General features: G+C 74.4%; 15 protein-coding genes. 7 read left to right on the top strand and 8 right to left on the bottom strand.

Going from position 1 to position 18,407, the window contains the following annotated elements:
* Positions 1–66 precede the first annotated feature (66 nt).
* Positions 67–924 (bottom strand): sterol desaturase family protein, encoded by an 858-nt coding sequence (locus tag ACFY2K_RS40875; RefSeq protein WP_387717804.1) that lies wholly within the window; start codon positions 922–924, stop codon positions 67–69.
* Between the two features lie 337 nt (positions 925–1,261).
* A complete protein-coding gene (locus tag ACFY2K_RS40870; protein WP_387717801.1) occupies positions 1,262–2,704 on the bottom strand; it encodes a helix-turn-helix domain-containing protein in 1,443 nt (480 codons plus the stop codon).
* Positions 2,705–3,034: 330 nt separating this feature from the next.
* Between ACFY2K_RS40870 and ACFY2K_RS40865 the strand changes: the two genes are divergently transcribed.
* The 4 genes from ACFY2K_RS40865 (at position 3,035) to ACFY2K_RS40850 (ending at position 10,421) form a co-directional block, all read left to right on the top strand.
* Positions 3,035–6,241, top strand: a complete 3,207-nt coding sequence (locus ACFY2K_RS40865) for a M28 family peptidase (RefSeq protein ID WP_380640498.1) — start codon at positions 3,035–3,037, stop codon at positions 6,239–6,241.
* A gap of 235 nt (positions 6,242–6,476) precedes the next feature.
* Positions 6,477–7,442: an ankyrin repeat domain-containing protein gene (locus ACFY2K_RS40860; protein ID WP_387717798.1), complete on the top strand. Its 966-nt coding sequence runs from the start codon at positions 6,477–6,479 to the stop codon at positions 7,440–7,442.
* A gap of 111 nt (positions 7,443–7,553) precedes the next feature.
* Positions 7,554–8,798, top strand: coding sequence for a cytochrome P450 (locus ACFY2K_RS40855; RefSeq protein WP_387717817.1), 1,245 nt, complete (start codon positions 7,554–7,556; stop codon positions 8,796–8,798).
* Positions 8,799–8,924: 126 nt separating this feature from the next.
* Positions 8,925–10,421, top strand: coding sequence for an alpha/beta hydrolase (locus tag ACFY2K_RS40850; protein ID WP_387717795.1), 1,497 nt, complete (start codon positions 8,925–8,927; stop codon positions 10,419–10,421).
* Positions 10,422–10,502: 81 nt separating this feature from the next.
* Here the strand turns inward: ACFY2K_RS40850 and ACFY2K_RS40845 are convergent, their stop codons facing one another.
* The 3 genes from ACFY2K_RS40845 to ACFY2K_RS40835 form a co-directional block, all read right to left on the bottom strand.
* The gene (locus ACFY2K_RS40845) at positions 10,503–10,937 is read right to left on the bottom strand and encodes an SSI family serine proteinase inhibitor (RefSeq protein ID WP_380529269.1); all 435 of its coding nucleotides are present in this window, start codon (positions 10,935–10,937) and stop codon (positions 10,503–10,505) included.
* A 157-nt stretch (positions 10,938–11,094) separates the two neighbouring features.
* Positions 11,095–11,709 carry a hypothetical protein gene (locus tag ACFY2K_RS40840; protein WP_387717792.1) on the bottom strand — a complete coding sequence of 205 codons (615 nt, stop codon included), beginning with the start codon at positions 11,707–11,709 and terminating at the stop codon, positions 11,095–11,097.
* A 45-nt stretch (positions 11,710–11,754) separates the two neighbouring features.
* Positions 11,755–12,150, bottom strand: a complete 396-nt coding sequence (locus tag ACFY2K_RS40835) for a cupin domain-containing protein (protein WP_380526381.1) — start codon at positions 12,148–12,150, stop codon at positions 11,755–11,757.
* Positions 12,151–12,202: 52 nt separating this feature from the next.
* On the opposite strand from ACFY2K_RS40835, the gene ACFY2K_RS40830 reads away from it, so the two are divergent.
* On the top strand, positions 12,203–13,315 hold the full coding sequence (locus ACFY2K_RS40830; RefSeq protein WP_380640508.1) for a GlxA family transcriptional regulator: 1,113 nt from the start codon (positions 12,203–12,205) through the stop codon (positions 13,313–13,315).
* On the opposite strand, the gene ACFY2K_RS40825 is transcribed toward ACFY2K_RS40830, so the two are convergent.
* Together ACFY2K_RS40825 and ACFY2K_RS40820 are read right to left on the bottom strand one after the other, a co-directional pair.
* Positions 13,305–14,108 (bottom strand): alpha/beta fold hydrolase, encoded by an 804-nt coding sequence (locus ACFY2K_RS40825; protein WP_387717814.1) that lies wholly within the window; start codon positions 14,106–14,108, stop codon positions 13,305–13,307. The genes ACFY2K_RS40830 and ACFY2K_RS40825 overlap by 11 nt on opposite strands.
* A 119-nt stretch (positions 14,109–14,227) precedes the next feature.
* On the bottom strand, positions 14,228–15,109 hold the full coding sequence (locus ACFY2K_RS40820) for a CPBP family intramembrane glutamic endopeptidase (RefSeq protein ID WP_387717788.1): 882 nt from the start codon (positions 15,107–15,109) through the stop codon (positions 14,228–14,230).
* A gap of 111 nt (positions 15,110–15,220) precedes the next feature.
* Between ACFY2K_RS40820 and ACFY2K_RS40815 the strand changes: the two genes are divergently transcribed.
* Entirely contained in the window at positions 15,221–16,573 is a 1,353-nt protein-coding gene (locus ACFY2K_RS40815; RefSeq protein WP_387717785.1) for a sensor histidine kinase, read from the top strand.
* The gene (locus ACFY2K_RS40810) at positions 16,561–17,307 is read left to right on the top strand and encodes a LuxR C-terminal-related transcriptional regulator (RefSeq protein WP_380526387.1); all 747 of its coding nucleotides are present in this window, start codon (positions 16,561–16,563) and stop codon (positions 17,305–17,307) included. The genes ACFY2K_RS40815 and ACFY2K_RS40810 overlap by 13 nt, the downstream gene beginning before the upstream one ends.
* Here the strand turns inward: ACFY2K_RS40810 and ACFY2K_RS40805 are convergent.
* Positions 17,196–18,179, bottom strand: a complete 984-nt coding sequence (locus ACFY2K_RS40805) for a serine/threonine dehydratase (protein ID WP_387717782.1) — start codon at positions 18,177–18,179, stop codon at positions 17,196–17,198. The two genes, ACFY2K_RS40810 and ACFY2K_RS40805, sit on opposite strands and share 112 nt — an antisense overlap.
* Positions 18,180–18,407 lie beyond the last annotated feature (228 nt).

Below are 18,407 nucleotides of genomic sequence, written 5' to 3'. Positions count from 1 at the left end.
CGGGAACGGGGGCGGGTGGGAACGGGGCGGGAGGTCGACGAGCGGTGACGCGGGGGGCCGTTGGGGTCAGGCGGACTGCTCGGTGGTCTTCATCCGGCGCCAGGGGTGCAGCAGGGTGGCGCCGAGCTCTCCGGTGGTCGGGAACGCGGCCGGGTCGGTGAGGCCGACCGCTTCCGGGATCCGCCCGGGCCGCCAGGTGAAGCTCCCGAACACGTGGTCCCACAGCGACAGGTCGGAGGCGTAGTGGCCGGCTTCGGCGAGGTCGGTGCTGTGGTGCAGGCGGTGGAGTTCCGGGCCGGCCAGGACGTGGCCGAGCCAGCCGATCCGGACGTCGATGTTGGCGTGAACGAAATACCCCTGCGCCATCACGAATATTCCGACCACGAACACCGAATCCGCCGAGAATCCGATCATCGCCAGCAGGAGTTGGACCACGGACTGGGCGAACAGCACGTCCAGGAAATGGTTGACGCCGTTGTTGGCGACGTTCACCTTGTCCGGCACGTGGTGCACGCCGTGCAGTCGCCAGAGCCAGCGGTTGCGGTGCGACCAGCGGTGCACCAGGTAGTCCCCGAGCGAGCCGATCAGCAGGGCGAGCGGGATCTCCAGCGCGAACGGCAGCGCCGGACGGGCCGGACCGAGCGCCACCACCAAGGTGGTCACCAGCCCCTGGGCCAGCCCGCCGCCCACCATGCTCAGCACGAAGTACACGCCGTACCACCGCAGTTCACGCCCGCTCGGGTGCCAGTCGGTCCGGTACGGGATCACCCGCTCCAGCACCGCCAGGTAGCAGATGACGGCGATCAGCACGAGCGGGGAGACCTGGTCGGGCACCCAGTGGAAGCACAGTGTCGCGACGGCAGTGCACAGCACCCCCAGGAGCAGCAGCGGATGGGCGAGCCGGCGTGCGATGGCTGACAGCACGCTCCCCCTAGTTCTTCGCGGACTAACGAATGGAAACGTCAGAGACTCTAGCGGGAGGCGCAGGCGGGGTCAGTCATTCGACGTGTTAACGCCATGAATAACCCGATCGGAGGAAGATCCGCACACGAAGTTGACAAATCGGCGGCGTGAAGAGGGCGCATTCGAGGGTGGGTCGGGTCAGGCCGGAGCGCGGCGCGCGCGATTCCCGTACGGTCCGGCGCCCACGCCCCCTCCGACGCCCACCGCACGTCGGGGGCCGACGGGCCGGGGGCCGGGGTCCGGCGGGAGCGGGCGATCAGGGGCCGACAGGAGCGTCCGAGAGCGGGCCGGCGGGGGCTCAGGAGCCGGCCAGCTCCGCCAACCGGTCGGCGGTCCGCGGCCCGTACCGCGCGAGGCGCTCGCGCAGGCCGCGCAGCTCGTGCCCGACCAGCGCGGGCAGCGCGGCCACCGGCACCGACTCCAGGGCGGGCGCCAGCAGGTCCACGGCCGTGCGCGGATCGTGCGCGCAGGCGTGGCAGTCGGCCGCCCGGACGGTGAACAGCAGCCGACTGGACGGCAGCTGGGTCGGCCCGAGCAGGCCGAGCGCGGTCTCGGTGGCCGCCAGCGCCCGCCGGGCCAGCCGGGGATCGTCCACCGCGGCGGCGAGGTCGCGCAGCGCGGCGGCCGCGGCGGACTCCACCCGCAGCCGCATCGAGGCGATGGACAGCCACGGCACGTCCGCCTCGTCCCGGGCGTCGATGTGCTCCAGGTGCGCCCGGGCCAGCGCGATGTCGCGGACGGTGCCGCGCACGTCCCCTGTCAGGGCCCGGGCCCGGGCCCGGCTGATCCGGCCCATCGCCCCGGCCCAGGGCCGCCCGGGCGCGACCCGGTCGATCTCCCGGGCGTAGCCGAGCGCGGCCACCGGATCGCCGTCCAGCCGGGCCAGGATGCTGAGGTCGCTGAGCGTGCCGACCTGGGTGGCCCGGTCCCCGGCCAGCCCGGCCCAGGTGAGCGCCCGGTCGAAGCAGGCCATGGCGGTGGCGTTGCGGCCGCCCTGCATCCGCAGGGCCCCGGCGGCGTGGGCGTGTTCGGCGGCCAGCCGGGCCAGCGGGCGGCGCTGGGCGGCGGGGGCGACGGCCAGCCGGGCGAGCACCACGTGCAGGGTGCGTTCGACGGCGGCGACCAGCCCGGCCAGGGCGCCGGTCTCGCCGGCCCGCAGCTGGGCGGCGAGCAGCCCGGCCAGGGCGTGCGCGGTGGCGGCGTCCAGCGGCGGCGCGGTGGCCGGGTCGGCGGCACGGAACTCCTCGCACAGGAGCGCGAGTTCCCCCGGCGGCGGGACGGCGCAGCCCTCGGCGTCGTGCAGCGGGCAGAGCAGTCCGTAGTCCGGCAGTCGGGCCGGGGCGAGCAGGACCGGTTCGACGGGAGTGGGCACGGCGGCGGACCCGGGCCCGACCGGCACCCCGTCCGGCACCCCGCCGGGCAGCGGCGGCCGGAGCAGGCCAGGGGCGAAGGGGGCCGACAGCGGCAGTCCGGCGGTCTCGGCGCGCAGACAGGCGGCCACCAACTCCCCGCCAGCATTCAGGAGTTCGTCGATCCGCTCGGCCATCCTGGGGGCGACCCGGCGGGAGCCGTGCTCGATCTTGCTGACCGCGGTGTGGTCGTAGCCGATCCCCGCGCCGAGCTGCGCCTGGGTGAGTCCGGCCCGGCGCCGCCAGTGCCGCAGCCGGGCGCCGAACTCCCGCCAGGCGCCCGCCTGCTGGACGTCCGGTGGCGAGGCCGGGGCCGAACGGTTCCGGTACACGGCTGTCCTCCCCCTGTACGCCCCCGACGCGGGGCCCTGGGACGAGTCCGACGAGGAGGACGGTACTCGATGGCTCCCCTCCCGTACATGAGGTGGTCTCAACCACTGAGAGGAAAGCCCAGCTTGACGCGAAACGGCAGCCGCACCTTGACGGAATTTGCCAACCCTATGCAGAGCCTGCACCAGCCATTGACCCGGGCATGACGCCATGTGAGTGTTCGGGCACCCGAGCGCGGACGGCCCGCACGGCCGTCCCCCAGAAGCGGCCCGCGGTGCGCCCACCAGCCTTTCCCGTCCGCGGTCGAGGACCCCCACTCGCGAGGAGCCTCGATGCAACGCAGAGTTTCCCCAGGACGGTTGCTCACCACGGCGACCACCCTGACCGTACTGGCCGGCCTGATCGGCGCCACCGCCGGGGCGGCCACCGCCGCGCCCACCCCCTCCCCCGCGCCGCCCAGCGCCCTGGCCGCCGCCGTGAACGCCGCCGACGCGGCCGCCGCGGCCGGCACCGACGCCCTGGCCAAGGGACCGGGCGAGACCTACGAGCGCAAGGCCGTCACCCCCTGGCTGAACGGCCTCTACTCGGTCTCGTACGAGCGCAGTTACCGCGGCCTGCCCGTGGTCGGCGGCGACGCCGTGGTGCTCGCCGACGGCAAGGGCACCGTGCGCGGCCTCCAGTCGGCCGCCACCGGGCCGGTCGGCGGCTCCATCACCCCGCAGATCAGCGCGGCGAACGCGGAGAAGACCGCGCGGACCAAGCTGCCGGTCGTCGACCAGGTCGAGTCCCGCCGCCTGGTCGTCCGGGTCAAGGACGGCGCCGGCCGGCTCGCCTGGGAGACCGTGCTCAAGGGCCGCACCGAGACCGCGCCCAGCCACCTGCACGTCTTCGTCGACGCCGCCACCGGCGAGGTCGTCGACAGCTACGACGACGTCGAGGCCGGCACCGTCAACAGCAAGTGGAACGGCCCCGGCCCGCTGACCATCAGCACCACCAACTCCGGCGGCTCGTACGCGCTGCGCGACCCGAGCCGGCCCGGCCTGTCCTGCTCCGACAACGACACCGGCCAGGTGTTCACCAAGTCCTCCGACTCCTGGGGCAACGGCAACCCGTCCAGCCGGGAGACCGGCTGCGGCGACGCCATGTGGGCGGCCCAGAAGGAATGGGACATGCTCCGCGACTGGCTCGGCCGCAACGGCCACGACGGCAACGGCGGCAGCTGGCCGATCAAGATGGGCCTCAACGACGTCAACGCCTACTGGGACGGCAGCTCCGTCTCGATCGGCCACAACCAGGCCGGCGAGTGGATAGCCGCCCAGGACGTCGTCGGCCACGAGTTCGGCCACGGCATCGACCAGTACACCCCCGGCGGCGCCAACAACGAGAACGGCCTCGGCGAGGGCACCGGCGACATCTTCGGCGCGCTCACCAAGGAGTACAACAACGAGCCCGCGCCGTACGACTACCCCGACTACCAGGTCGGCCGCGTGATCAACCTGGTCGGCCAGGGCCCGATCCGCAACCTCTACCAGCCCTCGCTGGTCAACAACGACCCGAACTGCTACTCCTCCTCGATCCCGAGCACCGAGGTGCACGCGGCCGCCGGACCGCTGAACCACTGGTTCTACCTGCTGTCCAACGGCTCCAACCCGGGCGGCGGCAAGCCCACCAGCCCGACCTGCAACAACTCCAGCGTCACCGGCATCGGCGTCAAGCAGGCCGGCCAGGTCTGGTACGGCGGCATGCTGCTCAAGACCAGCGGCATGACCTACAAGCGGTACCGCACCACCACCCTGACCGCGGCCAAGAACCTCGACCCGAGCTGCACCTTCTTCAACCGCACCAAGGCCGCCTGGGACGCCGTCAGCGTGCCCGCGCAGAGCGGTGACCCGACCTGCACGCCGTCCGGCAACAACGACTTCTCGCTCGCGCTCGGCCCGGCCGCCGGCTCCGTCCAACCCGGCTCGTCGACCACCGCGACGGTCTCCACCGCCGTCACCTCCGGCACCGCGCAGACCGTCAACCTGACGGCCACCGGCGCCCCGACCGGGGTCACCGCGACGGTCAGCCCGTCCTCCGTGCAGACCGGCGGGTCCGCGACGCTGACCCTGGCCGCCTCCTCCGGCGCCCCCGCCGGCACCTACGTAATCACCGTGACCGGCACCGCCGGCGCGGCCACCCACACCGCCCAGTACACCCTGACCGTCGGCGGCGGCGGCACGCCCGGCGGCCCCGCGCCGGACATCGACGTGGCCAAGATCCAGGCCGACCTGGCCCAGCTGAACACCATCGCCAACCAGAACGGCGGCAACCGCCGGGCGGGCAGCGCCGGCCACAGCCAGTCCCTGGCGTACATCAAGGGCAAGCTCCAGGCGGCCGGCTTCCAGGTCAGCGAGCAGACCTGCACCTCCTGCACCTACCAGTCCAACAACCTGGTCGCCGACTGGCCCGGCGGCCCGTCCGACCAGGTCACCATGCTCGGCGCCCACCTGGACAGCGTCTCGGCCGGCCCCGGCATCAACGACAACGGCTCCGGCTCCGCCGTCCTGCTGGAGAACGCCCTCGCGCTCGCCCAGCAGAACCCCACCCTCACCCGGCACGTCCGCTTCGCCTGGTGGACCGGTGAGGAGCAGGGCCTCCAGGGCTCCCAGTACTACGTCGGCCAGCTGGGCTCCACCCAGCGCTCCGCGATCAAGGCCTACTACAACTTCGACATGGTCGGCTCGCCCAACGCCGGCTACTTCATCAACAACCTCACCGCCGCGGCCTCCGCGCCGATGAAGGCCTACTGGGACTCGCTCAACCTCCAACCCGAGGAGAACGTCGAGGGCGTGGGCCGCTCCGACGACTACTCCTTCCAGCAGGCCGGCGTCCCGACCTCCGGCTACGCGGCCGGCGCCAGCGCCGTCAAGACCTCCGCGCAGGCCGCCAAGTGGGGCGGCTCGGCCGGGCAGTCCTACGACTCCTGCTACCACCAGTCCTGCGACACCACCTCCAACGTCGACGCCACCGTGCTCAAGCGCAACGCCAACGGCGTGGCCTACACCATCTGGAAGACCTCGGTCGGCGGCACCACCCCGGCCAACGACTTCTCCGTCTCGGTGAACCCGGCCACCGCCACCGTCAAGCCCGGCGCCTCCGCCACGGCCACCGTCGCCACCGCCACCACCTCCGGCTCCGCCCAGACGGTCAACCTGACCGCCTCCGGCGCCCCGGCCGGCGTCACCGTCTCCTTCAACCCCTCCTCCGTCCAGTCCGGCGCCTCCGCCACCATGACCGTCGCCACCGCCACCAACACGGCGGCCGGCACCTACAGCATCACCGTCACCGGAACCGGCTCCGCCACCCACACCACCAGCTTCACCCTGGTCGTCGGCAGCGGAACCCCCGACCCCGGCAACGCCTGGACCCCCGGCACCACCTACCAGGCCGGCGACGTCGTCACCTACAACGGCGTCAGCTACCGCTGCATCCAGGGCCACACCGCCCAGGTCGGCTGGGAACCGCCGATCGTCCCCGCCCTCTGGCAGCAGCTGTGACCCACCCGGGCCACCCTGCCTGACACCCCCAGAACCGCTGCGCCGCGATCCGTCGAGGGGGACGGACCGCGGCGCAGCCGCGTCCGCGGGCGGGGCGGGGGCGGGCCGGGGGTTGGGGCCCGGCCTGCTGCATTGTCGGACCCGTGTGCTTCCGTGTACGGAGCAGCAACCGGCAGCCACCGGACAGAGTGGCCGCCGACAACCGGACGCACGGACACAGGGCACAGGAGGCACGATGAAGGGCTGGACGGGTGTGACCTGGGACAGCTGGCGGGACGCCGAGGAGATCCGCGCGCGCCTCGCCACGGGCGCCGACCCGGAGGACTGGGGCTTCGGCCAGCGGCCCCTGCACCGGGCCGCGTCCTACGGGTCCCCCGAGGTGATCACCGAACTCGCCGCCCGGGTGGCGGACGTGGACGCGCCGCAGGACGGGACCACGGCGCTGTGGGAGGCCGTCCTCGCCGGCCGGCCGGACAACGCCCGCGCCCTGGCCGCCGCCGGGGCCGATCCCTGGCGCCCCCAGCTCGGCGGCTGGTCGCCCGGTCGGCTCGCGCTGGCCGGTCCGGTCCCCGACCTGTTCCCCGTCCCGGCCGGGGAGCCCGGGCTGACGGCGGCCGAGCAGGCCACCGCCCGGAACGCCCGCCGACTCCTCGCGAACCTCGGCGACTTCCACTACGGGGGCACCGGCCTCGCCTGCGTGGCCGGCATCGACGCCGCCGAGGCGGTCCGGCGGCTCTCCGGCGAGCCGGTGGGCGAGGAGTTCATGGCGGACTTCCTCGACGACCCGTACGACCACGACCAGGACGACAGCCTGCTCCTGGTCGGCGTCACGACCGTGCCCGGCGGCTGCATCGTCACCCAGCCCTGGGGCTACACCCCGTCCACCCCGGGCGTCATGGCCCGGCTGACGGCCGGCACCTTCGGCTACGGCATGTACGCCAATCCCAAGAGCGGGAACCAGGGCGGCATCCACCGCGACGGCGTCACGGAGGACTGGGACCTCCACCCCGGCGGCGGGCCCCTCCCCGGTCACACCCCCGAGGAGGTCCTCACCGGGTACCTCTACCACTACAAGGCGATCGCCTACGCCTGTGCCTTCGCCGGCCTGCACCCCACCGACGCCCGAGCCGTCACCGGGCCCGCCGACGTCTGGATACGCCTGCCCGCTCTGGACTACTGGGAGGAGCCGACCGACCAGTGAGCGGACCGGTCGGCGAAGTGACCGGGTGTCACCGCGTGGCGACGCGGCTGACGTAGAGTCGGGCGCCGGGGCGGAACCGCCCTGCCCTTCGTCGGCCGAGTCGAGGAGAACCTGGTGACCACGGACACCGTGCCCGTGCCGGAACTGACCCCCGAGGCCGTCGAGGAGTGGCGGGCGGAGGAGGCGGAACTGGTCGACCTGCTCGCGCGGGCGCAGCGCGGCGTCGGCGGGATCGCCGCGTTCCGGCTCGGGCCGACGCCCACCGTGCTGGTGACCGATCCGGCCGCGGTGCAGCACGTGCTGGGACGCCACCCCGACCGGTACGTGAAGCGTTCGCACCGGGCCCGGATGCTGGTCGGCGACGGCGTGCTGTCCGCCACCGGGGAGGCCTGGAAGCGGCAACGGCGGCTGTTGCAGTCGCAGTTCACGGGAACCGGGATGCGCCGCTACGAGCAGCGGATCGCCGCCGCCGCACGCCGCACCGCCACACGCTGGGAGGGGTACCGGCGCAGCGGGGAGACCTTCGACGTGGCCGAGGAGATGCGCGGCTTCGCCCTGGACACCGTCTGGCGGGCGCTCACCGGGCTGCCGCTCGACGACCGCACGGACGCCGAACTGCGCTCGGTGGAACGGGTGGTGGCCGCGATGCCGACACTGCCGACCAACGCCGCCGACGCCCGGGACACCGTCGCCGAGGACCTCGCCCGGATCGACGCCGTCGCCCAGGCCGCGATCGACGCGGCCCGCGGCGCCGCCGACCTCCCGGAGCCGGGGGTGCTGCGCGTCCTGCTCGACGCCGCCGACCAACACCCCGAGTACACCGACCGGTTGATCCGCGACGAGCTGGTCACCCTGCTGGTCGCGGGCCACGAGACCACCGCCACCACGCTCACCTGGCTGTTCCTGCTGCTCGACGACAACCCCGGGGCCCGGCAGGCCGACCCCCACGCCCTGGCCAGCGAGACCCTCCGGCTCTACCCCTCCGCCTGGCTGCTCCCCCGGCACGCCGTCGAGGACGACGTGCTCGCCGGCCACCGCATCGCCGCCGGGACGGACGTGCTGGTCTGCCCCTACCTCACCCACCGCGACCCGGCCCTGTGGCCGGACCCGGAGCGCTTCGACCCCGCCCGCTTCGCCCCCGACGGCGCCCGTCCCGCCCAGCTCGGCGCCTACCTCCCCTTCGGCCTCGGCGCCCGCGCCTGCCTGGGCACCCAGTTCGCCCTCCGGGAGACCACCGCCCTGCTGGACCTCCTGCTCCCCCTCGGCCCCCTGGAGTTCCGCTCCCGCCCGACCGGGGCGGCCTACAGCATCACCGTCCGCCCGAACGGCCCGACCCCCGCCGCCTTCCGCCGGTAGGTCCCGCTCAACCGCCGGGTGGAGAGCGGCGGTTGGCTCTCCACCCGGCTCCGCTCAACGTCTCCACCCGACGCCTCCACCCGACGTCCGAGGCCCCTCGCCGCCCACCGGCCTACCGTCGAAGGCATGACCGCGTTCACGCGCCGCACGGCCCCCGCCGGCGGCCTGTTGCTCTCCCTGGCCCTCCTGCCGACCGCCGTCGCGCCCTCGCCGGCCGAAGCCGCACCCGCCGCCCTCTCCTGGGGCGCCTGCCCGGCGCCGACCCCGAACGCCAACGGCACGCCGTTCCCGCGCGACCCGCGCCAGCAGTGCGCGACGCCGCGCGTCCCCCGCGACTACGGGCACCCCGGTTCCGGCAGCATCACGCTCACCGTCTCCCGGATCCGCACCGCCGACCCGGCCCACCGGCGCGGCGACCTCGTCGTGGTCCCCGGCGGCCCGGGCGGCTCCGGCCTCGACTACCCCGGGGCGGCCGTCGGCTTCCTGCCACCCGAGGCCCTGCGCTCCTACGACCTGATCGGCTTCGACGAGCGGGGCGTCGGCAACAGCACGCCGGTGCACTGCGACCTGCCGGCCACCGACCGCGCCGCCCAGCTCAACTACCCGTTCCCGGCGCCCGACGGCTCGATCACCGCCAACCTGGCCTACGCCCGCCGGATCGCCGACACCTGCGCGGCCGCCGCCGGCCCGTACCTCGCCGACATCACCACCGCCAACTCGGCCCGCGACCTGGACCGGATCCGGGCCGCGCTCGGGCAGCGCCGGATCTCCTACCTGGGCACCTCCTACGCCACCTACCTGGGCCAGGTCTACGCCAGCCTGTTCCCCGCCGGCGCCGACCACGTGGTCCTGGACAGCACCGTGGCCCCCGGCGGCGAGCAGCAGGCGATCGGCCTGTTCAGCGAGGGCACCGAGGACGCCTTCCCGGCCCTGGCCCGCTATCTCGCCGACCGCGACGCGGCCCTCCACCTGGGCGCCACCCCCGGCGCCGTCCGGGCGAGCTACCTGCGGCTCGCCGCCGAACTCGACCGCGACCCCCTCGTCCTGTCGGACGGCCGGGTGCTGGACGGCGTCAAGCTGCGGGCCGTCACCTACTCCTCACTGAACAACCCGCGCTACTACCCGCTGGCCGCCGCCGTCCTGGAGCGGGCCGCCACCCGGTCGACCTCGGTGTCGGACGGCGGCTCCGGCGGCTCCGGCGGCAACCCGCTCCCCACCGTCATCCCGGACAACTTCGTCGCCGCCCAGGACGCGGTGATCTGCGGCGACTCCGCCTGGCCGCGCGACCCCGCCGGCTACGCCGCGCGCACCGCCGCCGACCGGCGGCGCCACCCCTTGACCGCCGGCATGTCCGGCAACGTCTGGCCGTGCGCCTTCTGGCACTACCGCCCCGAGGAGCCGCAGGTCCGCCCGAACGCCGACGGGCCGCGCGACATCCTGATGCTCCAGAACCGCTACGACCCCTCCACCCCGTACTCCGGAGCCCGCCGGACCCACGCGGCCTTCGGCCACCGCGCCGCCATGGTGACGGTCGACGCGACCGGCCACGGCGTCGACTTCACCGACCCCCTCGTCCGCGACCCGCTCACGACCTTCCTCCTCCACGACCGCCTCCCCGGCTGACGTGACAGCGCCCCTCCCCCGGACCGACGAAGTCCAGGGGGAGGGGCGCTGCCACGCCGTGGGCAGGTGTCACATCCGAGCTCAGAAGCCGAAGACGTCCCCGGTGTACTTGGTCAGCGTGCTGCCGTTGGCGTAGGTGTGCGACCAGGTGACGGCGGTGGCGCCCCAGTTGCCCTGGGCGGTGGCGGTGACCGGGGCCTGCTGGGCCGTGGGCAGCCAGGTCGGGTGGACCAGCAGCTTGGCGAAGTCGCCGTTGACGCCGGCCAGTTCGCTGCAGGCGGCGGTCGGGTCGGCGACCGTGCCGGTGCCGGTGACGGTTAAGCCGGCGCCGGACTGCACGGCGGTACAGGACAGGTCCGCCGAGGTGGTGTTGCCGGCGGCGTCGGTCCTGGTCAGGTGGACCGAGCCGAGCTGCGTCGCGTCCGTGGTGAGGGCCTGGGCGGTGCCGGTGGTGAGGATCACCGTGGCCGCGCCGGCCGCGAGCAGGCCGGTGACCGCCGTTGCGATGCGTCGCATGAACAGTGCCTTTCCTTCGTGCTGCCCGGGCCATCCGTGCCCGGGCAGGCTGTGGGCACCACACAACCAGCCGGAGGTGCGCGAGGAGTGAAGATCACCCGAACTTCTGTGTCAGGTTCACGCCAATCATTTCGGCCACCCCGCATGCGGGTGCGGCTCACGCCTCCAGGCGCAGCGCCGGAGTGCCCGTGGTGCGGGTGAGGAAGTGCAGCAGGTGGGCGAAGCCGCGGGCGTCGTCGATGGCCTTGTGGGTGTGCGGGACGTCGCCCAGCCAGTGCGGCGGCAGCTTCGGCGAGGCCAGGTCCGCCGGCGGGCGGCCGGTCAGGGCCGCCGTGTAGGTGCGCAGGCACAGCGCCGGGCCGTGGAAGAGGCGGTCCTCCTCGTACGGCCCCTGGTGCAGTCCGTACGGGGTGAACCGGCGCAGGTAGTAGTCGATCCACGTCCCGTCGAAGGAGACCGGCGCGGCGGCGAAGGCCCGCGGCCCGGGCAGTGACCGGACCCACTCCACGTAGCCGGCCATCACCTGGGCGACCGGCTGCGGGTCCACGGTCGCGGCCTCCCAGGTGCCCGGCTCGGAGTCGAACCACTCCTTGGTCCGCGGGTTCGGCGCAGCCCCGGGGAGCGGTTCGAGGACGGCCTCGAACTCGCCGAAGGTCCGCCCGTCCGTCGTCGTGGCGACGGAGGCGAAGGACCGCATCGAGTTGGCGCCGGCCCACGGGCCGTCCACCTCGATGTCCGTCACCACGTAGGTCCAGTCACTGGGTTCAGTCATGCTCCCGACGCTACCCGTGCCCTCCCGGCGCCCTGGCTCCGGTCGTCAGGTGTCCAGGGCGTGGCCGGTGGTCGCGTCGACGTGGGCCGGGACGGGGTCGTGGCGGTCGCCGACCGTGGGGGTGCCGGTGGGTTCGAACATCAGGATCGCGGCGCCGTCCGGGGCGGACGGCTTGTGCTCGGTGCCGCGCGGGACGGTGAAGACGGAGCCCTTCGGGAGCAGCACGGTGCGTTCGCCGGCGGGTTCGCGCAGGGAGATGCGGAGTTCGCCGTCGAGGACGAGGAAGAACTCGTCGGTGTCGTCGTGGGCGTGCCAGACGTGTTCGCCGTGGACCTTGGCGATCCGGACGTCGTAGTCGTTGACGCGGGTGACGATGCGGGGGCTCCACAGGGCGTCGAAGGAGGCCAGGGCCTGGCCGAGGGCGATGGGTCGGTTGCTCATGCGCCCATCCTGGGCCGGCCCGCCCGCCCGGCGTGAGTGCTAGACATGGCACATGTCGCAAGGATCCTCGCAGCCGCAACCACCGCAGCAGCCGCACCCCTCGACGGCCGGCCCGCACCGGGTGGTCGTGATCGTCGACGCCAACTCGAACCCCTTCGAACTCGGCTGCGCCACCGAGGTGTTCGGTCTGCGCAGGCCGGAGGTCGGCCGCGAGCTGTACGACTTCCGGCTCTGCTCCCCCGAGCCCAGCACACTGATGCGGGACGGGTTCTTCACCCTCACCGGGGTCGCCGGCCTGGAGGCGGCCGACACGGCGGACACCCTGATCGTCCCGAACCGGCCCGACGTCGAGGTGCCGCGCCGCCCCGCCGTACTGGAGGCCGTCCGGCGGGCGCACGCGCGGGGCGCGCGGCTGGTCGGGTTCTGCAGCGGCGCCTTCACGATGGCCGAGGCCGGGGTCCTGGACGGGCGGCGGGCCACCGCGCACTGGCAGTGGGCGGACGACTTCCGGGCCCGCTTCCCGTCCGTCCGGCTCGAACCGGACGTGCTGTTCGTGGACGACGGCGACATCCTGACGGCCGCGGGCAGCGCGGCCGCGCTCGACCTGGGCCTGCACGTGGTGCGCCGCGACCACGGTGCCGAGATCGCCAACGCGGTGAGCCGTCGGCTGGTCTTCGCGGCCCACCGCGACGGCGGGCAGCGGCAGTTCGTGGAACGGCCGGTGCCCGAGCGGACGGACGAGTCGCTGGCGCCGCTGCTGGCCTGGGCGCAGGAACGGCTGGACGCACCGCTCACCGTCGCCGACCTGGCGGTGCGCGCGGCGGTCAGCCCGGCCACGCTGCACCGCCGGTTCCGCGCCCAGTTGGGCACCACGCCGCTGGCCTGGCTCACCGGGGAACGGGTGGCCCTGGCCTGCCGGCTGATCGAGCGGGGCGAGTCCCGGATGGAGGTGGTCGCGCGCCGCAGCGGACTGGGCACGGCCGCCAACCTGCGGGTGCTGGTGCGCCGGGAGACGGGCATCTCGCCGTCGGCCTACCGGCACCGGTTCGGGCCGGAGGCGTCCCCGCGGGCGGAGCCCGCTCCGGCCCGGACACCACCCCCCGGGACGCCACCGCCCGGGACGGCGGGCACCGGGCCAGCGGGCACCGACCCGCTCAGTCGGTGATCCCGGCGAGGAAGGCCGCGAGTGCGGCGTGCAGCGCCTCCGGCCGCTCCAGGTGCAGGTCGTGCCCGGTGCCGGGGATGCTGACGGCCATGGTGGCGGGGCCCTGCCGGAGCATCTCATCGGCCTCCGCCGCCGGGACGAACCCGGACTGGCCCAGGACGACCAGCGTGGGGCAGGCGATCCGCGCCCACTCCGCCAGGAAGGACCGCTGGGTGAGCTCCGTCAGCGAGTCCACCATCACGTCCCGGTCGAAGCGCGGCCACCAGCCGCCGTCGCGTTCCTCCAGCCCGGCCGCCCAGCCCGCGCCGACCGGCCCGCCGCCGAGGAACTCGACGGCCGCCTCGCGGGCGGGGAAGGGCGTCGGCCAGGAGTCGAGCCAGTCGCCGACCTCCCCGGCCACGTCCGGGTCGGGCCCGCCCGGGCCGGCCTCGACGAGTACCAGCCCGCCGACGAGTCCGGGGTGCGCGGCGGCGGTCAGCATGGCCGTGTGCCCGCCGAGCGACTGCCCGGCCAGGACCGGCCGTCGCAGCCCCAACTGCTCGACGACGGCCACCACATCGGCGACGTAGGCGGCACGGGAGACCTCCGGCGGGCGGCGCTCGCTCGCGCCGTGTCCGCGCTGGTCGACCGCGACGACCCGGTGGCGGGTGCTCAACTCCGCTGCCACCGCGTCCCATTCACCCGCGTGCCCGGCCAGCCCGTGCAGCAGCACGACGGGCCGGCCCGGCCCGGCCCAGTCCCGGCAGACGAGCCGGACACCGTCATGCGACACCAGCCGCTCGGACCATCCCACGTCGGTCCGTGCCACGCCGGTCCCTGCCTCGTCGGTCCGTGCCTCGTCGGTCGGTGCCACGTCGTCGTACCTCCAGCGAATCGGGCGGACCCCGATCATGTCGCAACGCACCGTGCCGATCAACGGAGTTGCCCGTTCCGCAGCGCCGGGCCCCGGCCGGCACTCCGCCGGTGGAGCAGCCAGCCGACCAGCACCACGAGGCCGGTCACCGGCCAGGTCGAAATGCTCAACGGGCCGGCCAGCAGCGGGTCGACGATGCGGCCCGAGACCTCGCGGGTCAGCGGCAGCGTGAACTCGTTGAGCGACAGGTGCGCCGCGACGGCCGCCCACACCGACCCGGTGGACAAGCAAATGGCGGCGATGACCGTACCCAGCAGCATGGCCGTCACCACGGCGACGGGTATGCCCAGCAGCACCGAATGGCCGGGGTAGCTCCCGCCGAGCGCCGTCATCGGGACGTGCCAGGCTCCCCAGATCGCGCCGCCGACCAGCAGGCCGCGGGCCCGACCGTACGGCAGCAACCGGGGCAACAGGTAGCCCTGCCAGCCGAGTTCCTCGCCGAAGTACAGCGGTACGGACACCAGCGCGCTCAGCACCAGCGGCACGACCGTGCCGGGCCCGGGCAGGTGCGCGGGGGCGTACCAGCCGGTGAGCGTGGCGACGGTCAGCCCGGCCGCGGTGAGGCCGAGCGGGATCGTCAAAGCGACGGCCACGGAACGGAGTTCGTGCCGCCAGGGAGTGGACCGGGCGAGCCCGAGCAGCCGCAGGGCCTGGCGCGGGCCCCGGCCGCGCACGGTGAGGCCGAAGGCGGTCAGGGCCGGCACCAGCATCATCAGGACCATGCACACCGCCGCCAGCCGTGGCGTCCCCTGCGCGGCGCTCGTCCGGCGGAGGCCGTCCAGCCAGAGCGGGACCATGGTGATCCAGGCGCCGACGAAACTGATCGTCAGGAACAGCACCAGCTCGGAGCGCGAGCCGTCCGAGGTGTTCGTTCGTTTCATGGCCGTGACGCTACGAACCGCCAGGGGGCCGGGACGATCGTGCAGGCGCGTCGACCGATGGTGTAGCACGCTCCACTGCGTCGGGAGCCCGAGGAGGGGAGACTGGCCGCCGTGAACGACACTTCGATGACGCGGGCGTCGCGGGCGGGCGCGGCGCGCTCGGCCCGTGCCGCCGGGTACTGCGCTGCCGTGTTCGCCCGGGGGCTGGCCCTGCTCGTACTGGTGCCCGTCCTCCTGTACTCGGCGGCGCTCTGCCTGGTCGGCGTGGGCCTGCTCGTCCTGCCGCCCGAACTCCGGCTGCTGCGGTGGCTCGCCGACGGCGAACGCGCCCTCCTGGGGCGGTGGACGGCGAACCCTCCGGCACCGGCCGGACCGCACCCGCGCAGGCGCCTGGGGGCGGTCCTCTCCGATCCGGCGACCGGCCGTGACCTGCGCTGGGCGGCCGTCATGGCGGTCGTCGGCACCGCGCTCGGGCTGCTCGGCACGGCGCTGTTCCTGTTCCCGGCCGCCGTGCTCGCGCTCGTCGGCCTGTGGTGGCTGTTCCCGGCCGACGATCCGATCAGGCCGCTCCTCAACGTCCCGGTCGACAGCTGGGGGTCCGCGCTCTACGCCGGGGTCCCCCAGTTCCTGCTGAGCGCGCTGCTCGCCCTGTTCGGCCCGCCCCTGCTCGCCAGGACGGCGGCCGCGCTGAGCCGGTGGCTGCTCGCCCCCTCGGCCGCCGCGGTCCTCGCCGAGCGCGTGTCCACGCTGGACCGGACCCGTACCGGAGCGATCGCCGCGCACGGCGACGAGCTGCGCCGCATCGAGCGGGACCTGCACGACGGCACCCAGGCCCGGCTGGTCACCCTCGCCATGCAACTCGGGCTCGCCGAACGGACGCTCGGCTCCGACCCCGCCGCGGTGGGCCCGCTGCTGACCCGGGCCCGGGAGGGCGCCGAGGAGGCGATGGCCGAACTGCGCGACGTGCTGCGGTCCGTCTACCCGCCGGTCCTCGCCGACCGGGGCCTGGCCGGCGCGGTCTCGGCGGTCGTCGCCCGCTGCCCGGTGCCCGCCACCGTGGAGGTCGGTGAACTCGGGGACGTACCGGCCCAGATCGAGGTCGCCGTGTACTTCGCCGTCACCGAGGCGCTCACCAACGCGGCCAAGCACGCCGACGCCGGCGCCGTGACCGTCACCCTGGCCAGGACGGGCGTCACCCTGCGGGCGGAGATCACCGACGACGGCCGGGGCGGCGCGGCCGAGGCCGGGCCCGACGACGGCACCGGGCCGCGCGGAGCCGGACCGCACGGCACCGGACCACGCACCGCCGGACCACGCGGAACCGGACCACGCACCGCCGGACCACGCGGAACCGGACTGCGCGGCATCCGGCAGCGCGTCGAGGCCGTCGACGGCGTCCTGCTGGTCCGGAGCCCGGCCGGCGGCCCCACCGTGATCACCGTGGAGTGCCCGTGCGCATCGTGATCGCCGAGGACAACGCGCTGCTCGCGCAGGGACTCACCGCGCTGCTGGAGGCCCTGGGGAACCAGGTGCTCGCCACCACCGGGGACGCCGCGTCCTTCCTGACGGCCGCCGTCACCCACCGGCCGGACGTGGCCGTGGTGGACGTCCGGCTCCCGCCCTCCTTCACCGACGAGGGCATCAGGGCCGCGCTGCACGCCCGGGAGCGCGTCCCCGGGCTGCCGATCCTCGTGCTCTCCCAGTACGTCGAGGACACCTACGCCCGGGAGCTGCTCGCCGACGGCACCGGCGTCGGCTACCTGCTCAAGGACCGGGTCGCCCGCGTCGACGACTTCCTCGACGCGCTCCACCGGGTCGCGGCCGGCGGCACGGCGCTGGACCCGGACGTGGTCCGGCAGCTGCTCGCGACACCCACCGACCCGCTGTCCCGGCTCACCGAGCGCGAACGCGAGGTCCTCGCGCTGATGGCCCAGGGGTACGGCAACTCCGAGATCGCCGCTCGCCTCGTGGTCACCGAGCGGGCCGTGCACAAGCACGTCGGGAACATCTTCCTGAAACTCGACCTCCCGCCCGAGGACAGCGGCGACCGGCGCGTCCTCGCCGTCCTCACCCACCTCGGAGCCCCTCAGCGACCCTCAGCACCGGGCCCGGCGTCCGGGGTCGTGACCAGGTCCGACGGATCGGTGTTGGCCCCGCACAGCACCACGCAGACCTTCTCGCCGGGCTCGGGCCGGTAGCCGCCCGCCTGGCCGCCCAGCGCCGCGAGGGCGGTGGCGGCGCCGTGCTCGACGGCCACCCGGCGGTCGTCCCACAGGGCACGGCGCGCGCCGACGATCTCCTCGTCCGGCACCAACAGACTCCGGACGCCGCCCAGTTGGGCGACACCCAACGCCGTGGCCGAGACCCGCCGGGCCCCGAGCGAGTCCGCGGCGACCGAGTCCACCGGCACGTCGACCGGACGGCCCGCCGCCAGCGCGGCGTTCAGCGCCCGGGAGTTCCCCGGCTCCACCGCGACCGTCCGCACGCCGTGCTCCCGTGCGGCGGTGGCGACCCCCGCGAACAGCCCGCCGCCGCCGACCGCGACCACCACGGTGTCCAGGCCCGGGATCCGGTCCCGGATCTCCTCCAGCAGCGTGCCCGCCCCGGCCGCGATCAGCGGGTGGTCGTAGGCGTGCGCCGCGAGCGCACCGCCGACCGCCGCGAACTCCGCGCAGGCCGCCTGGGCCTCCGCGTACTCCGAACCCACCAGCCGCACGTCGGCGCCGTAGCCGCGCAGCTTGGACACCTTCACCGCCGGCGCCGTGGCCGGCACGAACACCGTCGCCCGCACGCCCAGCTGCCGGGCCGCCCAGGCACACGCCAGCCCGGCGTTCCCGCCGGAGGCGATGGTCACCCCCGCGTCGGGCAGGGTGCCGGCCTCCCCGTGGGCCCGGAGGAAGTTCTGCGCACCACGGGCCTTGAACGACCCGGTGTGCTGCATGAACTCCAGCGCCAGCCACAGCTCACCGGGCTCCGTACGCTCCTCGACCGCCGCCAGGGCGACCGGGCGAACGTGCCCGGCGATCCGCTCCCCGGCGGCTTCGATGTCGCCATAGGTGAGTTCGCGCATGTCCCTGCTCCCTTGTCGTTCGACCGCCACACCGACCGCCACGTCGACCGCCCTCGACGCCCTGCGTCGCGACGCACGACTAGCACCCGGCACCGGCCCACCCTAGGGTGTGTCTGACCATTCCCGCCGGGCGCGCGACGCCGGGGCACGCACCTCGCCGCGTTGTCGTCGGTCGCCAATGCGCTGCATTGGGCTCCCTCCTCCGCCTTGCGATGCACGCACCCCAAC

Source organism: Kitasatospora sp. NPDC001309, assembly GCF_042896295.1.
GTDB lineage: Bacteria > Actinomycetota > Actinomycetes > Streptomycetales > Streptomycetaceae > Kitasatospora.
Note: the sequence above shows the minus strand (reverse complement) of the source record. Positions and strands in the feature narration are given on the sequence as shown.

Coding starts and splice junctions, on each gene's coding strand:
- ACFY2K_RS40865 (WP_380640498.1), top strand. CDS start 3,035: ATGCAACGCAGAGTTTCCCCAGGACGGTTGCTCACCACGGCGACCACC.
- ACFY2K_RS40860 (WP_387717798.1), top strand. CDS start 6,477: ATGAAGGGCTGGACGGGTGTGACCTGGGACAGCTGGCGGGACGCCGAG.
- ACFY2K_RS40850 (WP_387717795.1), top strand. CDS start 8,925: ATGACCGCGTTCACGCGCCGCACGGCCCCCGCCGGCGGCCTGTTGCTC.
- ACFY2K_RS40845 (WP_380529269.1), bottom strand. CDS start 10,937: ATGCGACGCATCGCAACGGCGGTCACCGGCCTGCTCGCGGCCGGCGCG.
- ACFY2K_RS40840 (WP_387717792.1), bottom strand. CDS start 11,709: ATGACTGAACCCAGTGACTGGACCTACGTGGTGACGGACATCGAGGTG.
- ACFY2K_RS40835 (WP_380526381.1), bottom strand. CDS start 12,150: ATGAGCAACCGACCCATCGCCCTCGGCCAGGCCCTGGCCTCCTTCGAC.
- ACFY2K_RS40830 (WP_380640508.1), top strand. CDS start 12,203: ATGTCGCAAGGATCCTCGCAGCCGCAACCACCGCAGCAGCCGCACCCC.
- ACFY2K_RS40820 (WP_387717788.1), bottom strand. CDS start 15,109: ATGAAACGAACGAACACCTCGGACGGCTCGCGCTCCGAGCTGGTGCTG.
- ACFY2K_RS40805 (WP_387717782.1), bottom strand. CDS start 18,179: ATGCGCGAACTCACCTATGGCGACATCGAAGCCGCCGGGGAGCGGATC.